The 12,736-nt window shown below is 65.4% G+C and carries 8 protein-coding genes; 5 read left to right on the top strand and 3 right to left on the bottom strand.

The features are described 5' to 3' along the window. The first annotated feature begins 21 nt into the window (after positions 1-21). The 5 genes from EYS42_RS07575 to EYS42_RS07595 all read left to right on the top strand — a co-directional run bounded on the left by EYS42_RS07575 (position 22) and on the right by EYS42_RS07595 (position 8,470). On the top strand, positions 22-1,386 hold the full coding sequence (locus EYS42_RS07575) for a hypothetical protein (RefSeq protein ID WP_130967456.1): 1,365 nt from the start codon (positions 22-24) through the stop codon (positions 1,384-1,386). Between the two features lie 55 nt (positions 1,387-1,441). Beyond that, a complete protein-coding gene (locus tag EYS42_RS07580) occupies positions 1,442-2,329 on the top strand; it encodes a metal ABC transporter substrate-binding protein (protein ID WP_130967458.1) in 888 nt (295 codons plus the stop codon). Continuing rightward, positions 2,326-3,153: a metal ABC transporter permease gene (locus tag EYS42_RS07585; RefSeq protein ID WP_130967459.1), complete on the top strand. Its 828-nt coding sequence runs from the start codon at positions 2,326-2,328 to the stop codon at positions 3,151-3,153. Before EYS42_RS07580 ends, EYS42_RS07585 begins: the two co-directional genes overlap by 4 nt. A gap of 148 nt (positions 3,154-3,301) precedes the next feature. Then, positions 3,302-6,046, top strand: coding sequence for a preprotein translocase subunit SecA (secA, locus tag EYS42_RS07590; protein WP_130967461.1), 2,745 nt, complete (start codon positions 3,302-3,304; stop codon positions 6,044-6,046). 225 nt (positions 6,047-6,271) lie between these two features. After that, positions 6,272-8,470: a TRAP transporter large permease subunit gene (locus EYS42_RS07595; protein WP_130967463.1), complete on the top strand. Its 2,199-nt coding sequence runs from the start codon at positions 6,272-6,274 to the stop codon at positions 8,468-8,470. A 116-nt stretch (positions 8,471-8,586) separates the two neighbouring features. Here the strand turns inward: EYS42_RS07595 and EYS42_RS07600 are convergent, their stop codons facing one another. From EYS42_RS07600 to EYS42_RS07610, 3 genes are read right to left on the bottom strand one after another with little or no spacing between them, the layout of a single operon-like run. Beyond that, positions 8,587-9,045, bottom strand: a complete 459-nt coding sequence (locus EYS42_RS07600; protein WP_130967465.1) for a hypothetical protein — start codon at positions 9,043-9,045, stop codon at positions 8,587-8,589. Positions 9,046-9,056: 11 nt separating this feature from the next. Then, entirely contained in the window at positions 9,057-9,782 is a 726-nt protein-coding gene (locus tag EYS42_RS07605; RefSeq protein WP_130967467.1) for a hypothetical protein, read from the bottom strand. Beyond that, entirely contained in the window at positions 9,782-12,694 is a 2,913-nt protein-coding gene (locus EYS42_RS07610) for a type VI secretion system Vgr family protein (protein ID WP_130967469.1), read from the bottom strand. Before EYS42_RS07610 ends, EYS42_RS07605 begins: the two co-directional genes overlap by 1 nt. Between the last annotated feature and the right edge of the window lie 42 nt (positions 12,695-12,736).

Here is a 12,736-nt window from a genome sequence, read left to right on the forward strand (position 1 = left end):
TGTCTTTGCCTGATTCAACCCATGACTTCCTTCCTGTTCCATCGCTCGTCCCTGTCGCTGGCTGTGGCCCTGTCCTGCCTGAGCGCCCAACCCGTGCTGGCCAATGGTCCCGCTTCCCCTGCCGACATCCAGCGCCTGCAGCAAGAGCTGCGTGAGCTGCGCCAGCAGTACGAGGGCCGTTTGCAGCACCTCGAGCAGCAACTTCAACAAGCGCTGCAGCGGCCGGCACCCTCCACGGCGGCTGCGCCTCAAGACGCCACCACACCGGGCACCGCCCAGGCAGGCAACGCGTCAGCCAACCGTTACAACCCGGCCATCTCCCTGGTGCTGTCGGGCGTGTACGCCCATCTGCAGCAAGACCCCGGCACCTGGGGCCTGGGCCAGTTCATGCCGGGCGACGGCGAACTCGGCCCGGGCGAAAAGGGCCTGCGCCTGGGAGAATCCGAGCTGCGCCTGTCGGCCAGCATCGACCCCTGGTGGTCGGGCGTGCTGAACCTGGCGCTCACCCCTGAAAACGAAGCCGAGGTGGAAGAGGCCTTCGTGCAGAGCACTGCCCTGCTCGACGGCCTGACCCTCAAGGCCGGCCGCTTCCGCAGTGGCCTGGGTTACCTCAATGAACAGCATCCACACACCTGGGATTTCGTGGACGCCCCCCTGCCCCAGCAGGCCTTCCTGGCTGGCGGCCTGGGCCATGACGGCCTGCAGGCCCGCTTGCTGCTGCCCACCGAGCAGTTCGTGGAACTGGGCGCAGAAGCCGGGCGCGGCGCCACGGCCGACAACGGCGCCGGCAGCACCCTGGTGTTCGCGCGAACCGGTGGCGACATCGGCACCAGCCACAACTGGCGACTGGGCGTGTCGCATCTGTGGGAGCGGGGCCTGAGCCGCAGCTGGGAGGACGCCGCCGGGCTGAACCACGCCTTCGAGGGCCGTTCGCGCCTGTGGGCCATCGACGGGGTGTGGAAGTGGGCCCCCAACGGCAACGCCAAATCGACCAGCTTCAAGCTGCAAGGTGAGGTGTACCAGCGCGACCTGACCGGCGATCTGCAGGCCGACACCGCTGGCGCGGCCAGCACCGACGCGTTCGGCCACAAGGCCCGTGGCTACTACGTGCAGGGCGTGTACCAGTTCGCACCCCGCTGGCGCCTGGGCCTGCGCCACGACGAAGTCAGCCCCGGCACGCCCATGCTGGGGGCCAACACGGGCCTGGTCAGCTGGAACGACCACACGCCCCAGCGCCAGAGCCTGATGCTGGACTACGCGCCCAGCGAATTCAGCCGCTGGCGCGTGCAGGTCAACAACGACCGCGTGCGCTCTGACCTGCGCGACACCCAGGTTTTCCTGCAGTACCAGATGAGCCTGGGCGCCCACGGCGCGCACAGCTACTGAGCGGGGCGCCACCGTGTTGAACACACATCGAACACCCCTGCGCTGGCGCCTGATCATGGCGCTCGTGCTGGGCTGGGCCCTGGGCCCTTCGGTGGCCTCGGCCACGGTGCGGGTGTTTGCCTGTGAACCCGAGTGGGCAGCGCTCACCCGGGAGCTGGCAGGCGATCTCGCCCAGGTGTACACCGCCACCCACGCCCTGCAAGACCCCCACCAGGTGCAGGCCCGCCCCAGCCTGATGGCTGCGGTGCGCAAAGCCGACCTGGTGGTGTGCACCGGCGCTGAGCTGGAAGCTGGCTGGCTGCCAGTGCTGCTGCAGCAATCGGGCAATGCCCGCGTTCAGCCCGGCCAGCGGGGCCACTTTGAGGCCGCCGCCTGGGTGCCCTTGCTGGACGTGCCTGCCCAGCTCGACCGTGCGCAGGGCGATGTGCACGCCGCAGGCAACCCGCACATCCAGACCTCGCCGCACAGCATTGCCCGTGTGGCCGCGGCCCTCAGCCAGCGCCTGACCGAGCTGGACCCTGCCCAGGCCCCCGCCTACAAGGCGCGCCTGGCCGACTTTCAGCAACGCTGGGCACAAGCCACGCAACGCTGGAGCCAGCAGGGCGCGCGGCTGAAGGGCACCCGCATCGTGGTGCAGCACCGCGGCTTCCCTTACCTGCAGCAGTGGCTGGGGCTGCAGGAGGTGGCGGCGCTCGAGCCCAAACCGGGGGTCGAGCCCAGCAGCGCCCACCTGGCCCGCGTGCTGCAGCAACTGAAGGACCAGCCCGCCCAACTGGTGCTGCGCGCCGCCTACGCCGACGGCCGTGGCAGCCAGTGGCTGGCTGAACGGGCCCGCATCCCGGTGGTGGTGGTGCCCTACACCGTGGGCGGCAGCGCCCGGGCCCAGGACCTGTTCAGCCTGTTCGACGACACGCTCGACCAGCTGCTCAAGGCCGTGCCATGACCGAGGGCCTCACCCTGCATCCCATCGAGTGGGGCATCGTGGGGCCTGCCTTGCTGGCGGGCCTGCTGGTGCTGATGTCGCATGTGCCGCTGGGGATCAGGGTGCTGCGCAAGGGCATCGTCTTCATCGACCTGGCCATTGCCCAGATCGCCGGGCTGGGTGTGATCACGGCCGACGCCCTGGGCTTCGAACCCCAGGGCTGGGGCGTTCAGCTGGCGGCCGTGGGCGCGGCCCTGCTGGGTGCCGCCTTGCTGACCTGGACCGAGCGGCACTGGCCCGACATCCAGGAAGCCCTGATCGGCACCCTGTTCGTGGTGGCCTCCTGCCTGGGCCTGCTGATGCTGGCGGGCAACCCGCACGGCGGTGAACACCTCAAGGACCTGCTGGTCGGGCAGATCCTGTGGGTGCGCACTGAACAGCTGTGGGGCATGGCGGGTGTCACGGCCGTGGTGCTGCTGGGGCTCTGGGGACTGTCTGGGCTGCGCCAGGCTCCCGCGCACTGGCAAGGCTGGGGGTTCTACGCCCTGTTCGCCCTGGCCGTGACCGCCTCGGTGCAACTGGTGGGGGTGTACCTGGTGTTTGCCAGCCTGATCATGCCGGCCCTGGCTGTGCGGCGGCTTGGCGCCCGCCAGGGCCTGGCCCTGGGCCTGGCCGTGGGCGCGGGCGGCTACCTGGCGGGCCTGAGCCTGTCGGCCATGCTCGACTGGCCCTCAGGCGCCGTCGTGGTGCTCGCGCTGGCCGTGGTCGCGTGCGCCGCAGGCATCGCTGTGGGCAGGACTCTGCGCACGGTGCCCCTTGCAAATCGGCCTCAGGCCCCCACCTGACACCCTTCAGGCACCGCACGGCCCCTGGGTTCAGGGGCTGGGAAAGCACCGACCGAACGGGATTCGACACCCCCATCGGTCGGTCAGACCCGGGTGCTACACTTTTTCGCTTTGGATGAATCTGGACGAGTCCGTCCGCCCCTGCTCCATGTTGCCCAAACTGTTGACCTCGATTTTTGGCAGCCGCAATGACCGCCTGCTGAAGGAATACCGCCGCACGGTCGCCAAGATCAACGCACTGGAGCCCACGTTCGAGCCCCTGAGCGACGAACAACTGCGCGCCAAGACGGAAGAATTCAAACAGCGCATCGCCAAGGGCGAATCGCTGGACGACCTGCTGCCCGAAGCCTTTGCCGTGGTGCGCGAAGGCTCCAAGCGCGTCTTCAAGATGCGCCACTTCGACGTGCAGATGCTGGGCGGCATGGCCCTGCACAACGGCAAGATCGCCGAAATGCGCACCGGCGAAGGCAAGACCCTGACCGCCACCCTGCCCGTCTACCTCAATGCCCTGACCGGCAAGGGCGTGCACCTGGTCACCGTCAACGACTACCTCGCGCGCCGTGACGCCGAGTGGATGGGCAAGCTCTACAACTTCCTGGGCCTGAGTGTCGGCATCAACCTGCCGCAAATGCCCCGCGAGCAGAAGCAGGCCGCCTACGCCTCCGACATCACCTACGGCACCAACAACGAGTACGGCTTCGACTACCTCCGTGACAACATGGTCATGGAAACCGCCGACCGCGTGCAGCGTGGCCTGAACTTCGCCATCGTGGACGAAGTCGACTCCATCCTGATCGACGAGGCCCGCACCCCGCTGATCATCTCGGGCCAGGCCGAAGACCACACCGACCTGTACCTGCGCATCAACCAGATCGCACCTCACCTCAAGAAGCAGATTGGCGAAGCCGACCCGCGCACCGGCGAAGGCATCATCGAACCGGGTGATTTCACCGCCGACGAGAAAACCCGCCAGATCACCCTGACCGACGACGGCCACGAAAACGCCGAGCGCCTCATGACCGAGGCCGGTCTGCTGGCCGAAGGCGCCTCGCTGTACGACGCCGCCAACATCACCCTGATCCACCACCTGTACGCCTCGCTGCGTGCGCACCACCTGTTCCACAAGGACCAGCACTACGTGGTCCAGCAGGGCGAAGTGGTCATCGTCGACGAATTCACGGGTCGCCTGATGTCGGGCCGCCGCTGGTCCGACGGCCTGCACCAGGCGGTGGAAGCCAAGGAAGGCGTGCGCATCCAGCCCGAGAACCAGACCCTGGCCTCGATCACCTTCCAGAACTACTTCCGAATGTACGCCAAGCTCGGCGGCATGACCGGCACGGCCGACACCGAAGCCTACGAATTCCAGGAAATCTACGGCCTGGAAACCGTGGTGATCCCGCCCAACCGCATCCTGGCGCGCAAGGACCAGCTCGACCTGGTCTACAAGACCGCCGCCGAGAAGTACAACGCGATTGCCGCCGACATCAAGGAATGCCACGGCCGCGGCCAGCCCGTGCTGGTGGGCACCACCTCGATCGAGAACTCCGAGCTGATCGCCCAGCTGCTCACCAAGGAGGGCCTGCCCCACCAGGTGCTCAACGCCAAGCAGCACGCCCGTGAGGCCGACATCGTGGCCCAGGCCGGTCGCCCTGGCATGGTCACCATCGCCACCAACATGGCCGGTCGCGGCACCGACATCGTGCTGGGCGGCAACATCGAGAAAGACATCCAGGCCATCGAAGCCGACGAGTCGCTCGACCACGCTGCCAAGGTCGCCAAGATCGAAGCGCTCAAGACCGAGCAACAGGCCCTGAACGCCAAGGTCAAGGAACTGGGCGGCCTGCGCATCATCGCCACCGAGCGCCACGAAAGCCGCCGCATCGACAACCAGCTGCGCGGCCGCGCCGGTCGCCAGGGTGACCCGGGCTCCTCGCGCTTCTACCTGTCGCTGGACGACCAACTGATGCGCATCTTCGCGGGCGACCGCGTGCGCGCCATCATGGACCGCCTGAAGATGCCCGAAGGCGAAGCCATCGAGGCCGGCATCGTCACCCGCAGCATCGAAAGCGCCCAGCGCAAGGTCGAAGGCCACAACTTCGACATGCGCAAGCAGCTGCTCGAGTACGACGACGTGTCGAACGACCAGCGCAAGGTGATCTACCAGCAGCGCAACGAGATCCTGGAGTCGACCAACGTCAGCGAGGCCATTGCCAACCTGCGCACCGGCGCCATGACCGACGTGGTGCGCACCTACGTGCCAGCCCAGTCGATCGAAGAGCAGTGGGACCTGCCCGGCCTGGAAAAGGTGCTCAAGGACGAGTGGCAAGTGGAAGTCGACCTGGTGCAATGGCTGGCCGCCAGCAACGCCGTGGACGACGAAGACATCCTCACCCGCGTGGTCGAAGCTGCCACCGCGGCCTACCAGAACAAGGTGGAACGCGTCGGTGCCGAGCAGTTCGCTGCCTTCGAGCGCATGGTGCTGCTGCAGGCCATCGACAGCCACTGGCGCGAGCACCTGGCCGCACTGGACTACCTGCGTCAGGGCATCCACCTGCGCGGCTACGCCCAGAAGAACCCGAAGCAAGAATACAAACGCGAGGCCTTCGAGCTGTTCGGTCAGCTGCTGGGTGTGGTCAAGATGGAAGTCACGCGCATGCTGCTGAACGTGCGCATCCAGAGCCAGGAAGAGGCACAAGCGGCCGCGGCCGCACTGGAGCAGCAAGGCGAAAGCTTCCACAACGTGACCTACACGCACCCCACGGAAGACGGTGGCGTGGCCAGCGAAACCGACCCAGCCACCCAGGTGGCCGAGGTGCCGCGCGTGGGCCGCAACGACCCTTGCCCTTGCGGCAGCGGCCTGAAGTACAAGGCCTGCCACGGCAAACTGGCCTGAGCGCAAGCCTCCTGCGCAACACCTGCCAAGCCCCTTCGGGGGCTTTTTTCATGTCTTTGACGCAGCGCAACATCCACTCACACCCAAGAACTTCCATTCACGCCGGGAAATCACCATTCATCTCATCCGGATGGCGCTCCAAGATCCGCCTCGCTAGATTCGGCCGCAAATTGATCCACGCCATCTGACGACCGCTGTACAGAGGTCGCACAAACGGAGACAAGAATGAGTGAAGCCACCCTCCAGGGTGCACACGGCGAAAGCGACGGTGTGAAACTCCTGGGCAGAACCCTCAGCGAATGGTTCGTCAGCCTGCCCACCATCGCCATGCTGCTGCTGGTGCTGGTGATCAGCACGGGCGAGTTGATCCACGGTCGCCTGCTGGCCGGCGGTGAAACCCTGTTCGGCGACCCGGCCAAGGGCGTGCAGTACTACGCCCTGCGTGCCGACCCGATCAAGCCCAGCTGCGATGCCAACATGGACATCGAAGGCGAGATCAAGCGCCGCATGGCCGCCGATGCCGCAGCGCCCAAAGACGCCATCGACGACCTGCTCGGTGCCAGCACCGGCCCCACCGAGGCCCAGCTGCGCCAGTCGCTGACCGACAACATGGCCGAGTGCAAGTTCAAGCACGACTTCTACAACCGTGCCGCCGAACACATCACGCCCGCCGTGGTGGCCTATCGCACCGTGGAAACCAGCTTCTTCGGCCTGTTCCGCTTCGGTGCCGAGAACCGCTCGATGATCCTGCTGATCCTGATGGGCGTGGTGATCCTGGCGGCCACCGCCAAGTACGAGCACATCGGCCTGGTGCCCCTGCGCAACCGCCGCGACTACACCGCGCAATCGCTGACCACCCTGGCCGCTGGTGCCTTCCTGCTGTGGTCGTCGGTCAGTTACTACCAGATCTCGCTGGCTGCCGGCGTGGCCATGGAGCGCCCCGAACACCAGCAAGCCTGGATCGTGATGTTCGCCGGCCTGACCCTGCTGAGCCTGTGGCAACTGATCTCGCCGCCCAAGCTGGCCCCGGACACCCCCAAGGGCAGCTGGAGCCGGGCGTTCTACTCGGCCCCGCTGGCTGGCAACATGGCCATCGGCGCCGGCATGTACTTCGCATCGAAGGGCCACCCCTCGGGCCTGGCGATCTATGTGAACACCCTGATGGAAGTGCCTGCCCTGCCTCTGCAGCTGGCCCTGTTCATCTGGGGCGGCATGCTGTTCAAGCAAAGCCGCCTGGTCGACCTGTTCATGAACCTGCTGCGCCCCTGGCGCCTGTCGCCTGAAGCCCTGACCTACCTGATCCTGCTGGGCGCTGCGCTGCCCACGGCCTACACCGGTGGCTCGGGCGCCTTCGTGATGGCCGCCGGCGCCATCATCTACCACGAGATCCGAGCGGTCGGGGGCTCCAGCCAGTTCGCCCTGGCCGCCACGGCCATGTCGGGCTCGATGGGTGTGGTGCTGCGCCCCAGCCTGCTGGTGGTGGCCATCGTGGCCGTCAACAAGGAAGTGACCAGCTCCGAGCTGTTCCACTATGGCCTGTGGGTGTTCCTGCTGACCAGCACGCTGTTCTTCATTGCCGCCCAGATGCGCCGCGAGAAGCACACCATCGACGTGGCCCGCCCGTCTGATGCACTGCCCGTGATGCTGCGCCAGATCCCGCCGCTGCTGCCCCACATTGCCGTGGTGGCCCTGGTGATCATGTTCTTCACGATCGGCCTGAAGACCGGCCTGAACGAGAACACCGCGCCGACCATCATGCCGGTGATGATGATCTTGATCGTGGCGGCCGACAAGTTCATGCAGGCCCGTGGCATTGGCCAGCCCAACATGGTCACGCCCTTCGTGATGGAGCGCGAAAGCAAGTTCGAGCCGGCCATGCGCACCGCCACCAACGAAACGGTGGGCCACCTGGGCAGCTACATGTTCCTGATCCTGCTGTCGCAAGCCGCAGGGGGTGTGATCGAACGCTCGGAAATGATCACGCTGTTCCCGGCGATCTTCTCCAGCCCGGAAATGTGCATGGGCTTCCTGATGCTGGTGCTGGTGATCCTGGGCATGTTCATGGAACCCCTGGGCGCCATCTTCCTGGTCTCGGGCACCCTGGCCCCCATCGCGTACAACAACGGCATCGACCCCATTCACTTCTGGGTGATGGTGCTGATGTCGTTCGAAGTGGGTTACCTGATGCCCCCCATCGCCCTGAACCAGCTGCTGGCACGCCACGTGGTGGGCGACGACGTGATCGCCAAGGCCGACAAGGAAGTGGCCCACCTGAGCTTCTACCGCCGCTACGAGCGCTGGATCTTGCCCAACGTGGTGATGGTCAGCGCCCTGATGCTGGTGGGCTGGGGCCCGCAGATCGTGGCCCACTTCCCCGACGTGATGGCATTCGCCAAAGACTGGATGGGGTTCGTGCCGGAGTGATGCTTCGCTGAAACCTGTCGATGTGACATGACAAAGGCCCCGAAAAGGGGCCTTTGTTTTTTGGGGGACGCCACTTGATTGGGGTGCGTCAGACAGCCTTCGTGCCGGACCGTCACTCACCGCGCCTTAGGTTGCAACTTTTCTTCCAGCATGGCACGAACTTCGCGACGATCCTCATCCGAGAATTTCGACGACGAAAGAATGTCGTTGACATCCTTGGCGTTCAGCTTCATCAAGCCTAGCAGGTCGATCATTTCTTCCTTGGAGATGGGCTGCAACGACGTAGGTGTTATGGCACCTGGCACTTCTTGCGCGCGCTCCTTCAGTCGATGCCCCTCAACATTGAAGTAAACCTTGTACCTTGAGAATCCTTCTGGCATGTCACCATCCCAGTACAACGTCACGCCAGCAGGGAGCATGAAATAGGCGTTCTCAGAGTTTGAGCCGATCAACATTGGTCGCTCAAGAACATGAATTTTTTCGCTTGTCATTGCACCCTCACGTTGGGTCATCCATACATAGGTCACCAAAGCGCCAGCCAAAGAGAATATCAGGCTTCCAATCCATCGAGACATATGGGATCTTCTCAAGATTTGTAAACGGTTCGTTTGTCAACTTTGATTGCAGGCGCCCCCTCCAAGTAGGATCCCAAGTTGGCAGGCAAGAACAACTTGGACGGAACGTTGTACCCTTGAACCTTCATACCCAGCATTGCGTCTTGGCCCAGAATCCCATCCGTCTTGATGTATTTCTCAGAACCAAGCACGATTTTTGGGACAGCCTGCTGCGCGGCTTCAATACTGACGGTAGTACAGTTCGGCCCCAGCGCAAAGTACTCCATCCGTGTCTTGAAGCGTTGATGCACCGCATTCCGTTCATACGGCTCGATGTCTCGTGTCATTGCCAAGAAGTGCTTCACGATCAGTTGGGCCTGCGATTCCATGATGGTGTAACCATACCCCACTGTGGCCCGCCCCAATGCGTTTTCGGAAGCGATGTAACGCGCAAAGCTGGTCCAGATCTTAAGTATTCCCTCACCACGCGGAGAGCTATCGCCATCTAGGTTGACTGTCGTAATACCCAGGTTGATCTTCTCTGGATAGATTGTTCGATAGCGCCCAAAGTCGTACACGCGCTCCCCACCGGAATAGCGAACCAAAATTGCCGTGTGACCGTACCTATGCTCCTTACCGTCTTTGGAGTAAGGCCCGCCGACCAGCAATTCCATCCAGGCCGTTGGTTTTAACTTATCAACTGGGATTGGCGCACCTGGCTCCAGCGTTTCAGTCTTGAAGATCTTGGGTGGTGGCATCAGATTGTTTCCTTGCCAGTTGGCGTCACACCCCAATGAAACTCGACATTCTGCGAGCTGACCGTGCCGACCAACATGGTGAGTCCGTTTTCATCGGTCGAGCCATACTGAACGTCTCCCTCGGGAGACACGGCTTTATAAGGAACGCCTGCCATTGGTTCACCAGTAAGTTCGTTCACGAGCTTTGCCTGCCGATTAAAGAGCTTGACCCTCGAATCAGGCAACGCCATCAACGCCGCACCTCCAGCACCACCCCCACCCCACTCATGCCCCGCCCCCTTCACCGTCCAGTTCCCCGGACACATGAAGGTGATGTCCCCGCCCTGGATCACGATCTGGCTTTGCCCGGCCGTCAGCGTGATGCTGTTGCTGGCCTGGATGCGGATCTCATCAGTGGTGCTTTGCACGGTCAGGTCCTGGTCTGACCACACTTGCTGGGTGTCGGTGTGGGCGCGCAGGCTGAGCGCTGCGTTGGCTGTGATGGCCTTGATGCCACCGCTGTGGGTGTACAGGCTGGTGGTCTGGCCACTGACGCTGCTGAGGGTGTGGGCTGCTGTCAGGTGCAGATCACCCTGGGTGCTGTGGCTGTGGTCTTGCCCGCTGTAGAAGTGCACGCTGCTGGGCGACACCCAGGCCGCGCTGGCGGGAGTGTCAATGTGCAGGAGCGGCTCGTTGAAGCGCTCGACCGGGTCGGTCAGGCTTCGGCCCTGGGCCTTGCGGGCCGGCTGGCCGTTCACCTGCTCGGGGTGCTTGCCCTGCGCGGTCGGGGCGATTTGCTCGGTGTGGTGCTGCCAGGCATGGCCCGCCTGTGCACTGTGCAGCGGGTGGGCGCCTTGCTGGGCTGCGCTCTGGCCCAAGGTGTCGGCCAGCTGGCGCGCGGCCTTCAGCTGGGCCACGGCGTCCTGGGCGTCCATCTGCGTGCTGTGCACGCTGGCGCCCTGGGCTGGGCGCGCCGATGTGCTCAGCAGCAAGCCCTCGCCGGCGCGCACCACGGCCCAGCCGTCGGTGTGGCCGTAAAAGCCTTCGCCCAGCCAGGGGCCCCGGTGGGCATGGCCCATGCCGCCCTGCCCGCTTTGCGCAATCAGGTGGCCCAGGCTGAGTTCGTTCCAGCCATTGGCGGGCCCCTGGCTGAGCAGGCGCATGCGCAGCTGGCCGGTGGCGTCATCGATCAGCCACTGGTTGCTGCCCTGCCCGTCGAGGTGACGGCTGTGCCAGCCGGCCACGGTGCCCGGGTGGTTGGCGCCCGAGCCCTCACCCGCAGGCCAGGGCAGGTCATGCGCGCCGTTGTACAGCGCACCCACCACCATGGGGCGGTCGATGTCGCCATCGACAAAATCGACCAGCACCTCGGTGCCAGCGCGGGGCGTGAACACGGTACCCCAGTTGGGGCCGGCCACGTCTTGCGCCACGCGCACCCAGGTGCCACTGGCCTCGTTGCCCGGCGCATGGCCCTGCGGCAAGCCTGCGGGTGACTGTGGCGCCTGCAGGGCCCCAGCCACCGGTTTCTCACCACGCTGCCACGCGAACTGCACGCGGATGCGCTGGTCGCGGTCAGTGCCAAGGGGCTGCCCTTCGGCAGCGACCACCACGGCGGTCTGCAAGCCAGGCGCCCTGGGGCGCGGCATGGGCAAGGGGGCCAGGCGCAGGGCGGCGGGCGCTGCTTCAAAGGTGTTGCGGTAGCTGCCAGGCTCCAGCTCGGGCTGTTGCAGCAGCTGGGCTGCCTCGGCGCCCAGGTTGTTGGCGGCCAGGTGCACCACCTTGAGCACCACGTGCTGCCCTTCAGGCCCGGAAGGCACACTGCCGTGGCCGCTGACCGCAAACTCGTGGCCCTCGGCCATGGCACGCACCGCACCTTCGCCACCGGCCAGGTGGTGCAACAGGGCGTGGGCGGCCATGTGGCCGTCGGCGCGTGCCTGGGCCAGGGTTTCGCTGGCGGGCTGGGCGGTGGCCACCGAGCCATCTGCGAACTGGCGCTCGCCATGGCCCTGGTACAACTCCAGCGCGGGCACGGCCTGCGGCAAGGGCGCTTGCGCCTGTGCGGCCACGCCGCTGAGCCGGCGCTCGTCCCAGGCCGCCACCGTGACGGCGGTGGGCCCCACCTGCAGGCCGCTGCGCCAGGCCGTGATCGCATCTTGCGCCAGGCCACGCGCGCCACGGCGAATGTCGGGGCGGCTGTAGGCCAGTGTGCCCAACTGCGGGCGGGCCGCTTGGCCATCAAAAATCACCAGCACGTGCTGGCTCTGGCGCGCCGCACCGGCTGCACCCGTGGCAGCCTGGGCCCCACCCTGCGCGTGTTCCAGCCGCCAGCTCCAGCCTTCTTGCGCCATGAGGCGCTGCACGAAGGCCCAGTCTGATTCACGGTACTGGGTGGTGATGGCGCGCACAGGCCCCGGCTGGGCCAGCTCGAACCTGAAGTTGGCCTGTGGCCACGCGCGCAACACCTGCTCGACCACCGCCTGGGTGTGCAGGTCTTGAAAGATGCGGGTGTCCAGGCGGTGCTGCAGCCAGTGGGTCCAGGCCGCCAGCGTGAGGCGGTAACGCGCCAGGCCGCCATCGGCGCCCAACTGAGCGGCCTGCACCACATGGCCATGCCAGTGGCGCCAGCTGCCATCGGCCCTGTGCAGCTTGATCAGGGCCTGTTCGCCCATCAGGGGCTTGATGGCCAGAAAAGCCGACGTGCTCAGGCAATCGATTTCAGCCCACAGAGGTTCGGCGGCGTGCACGGCCTCGGTGATGCGCACGCGCTCGACCAGCAAGCTGCCCGACTCCAGCGGCGTTTCCAGCTGCAACAGGCGTGTGCCCTGCGTGAAGTCGAGTGCGGCTTTCAGCCGCGACAGCACGGCGCTGCCCAGAGATTGAAACTGGCCCAGACTGCCCAAGGCATCGCCCAGACCTGCGGCCCTCGAAAGCATGGCCCCGCCCTCAGTTCGTGATTGATTTGGGGCCGGATGTTA

The organism is Aquabacterium lacunae (genome assembly GCF_004310865.1).
In the GTDB taxonomy this organism is placed as follows: Bacteria; Pseudomonadota; Gammaproteobacteria; order Burkholderiales; family Burkholderiaceae_C; genus Aquabacterium; species Aquabacterium lacunae.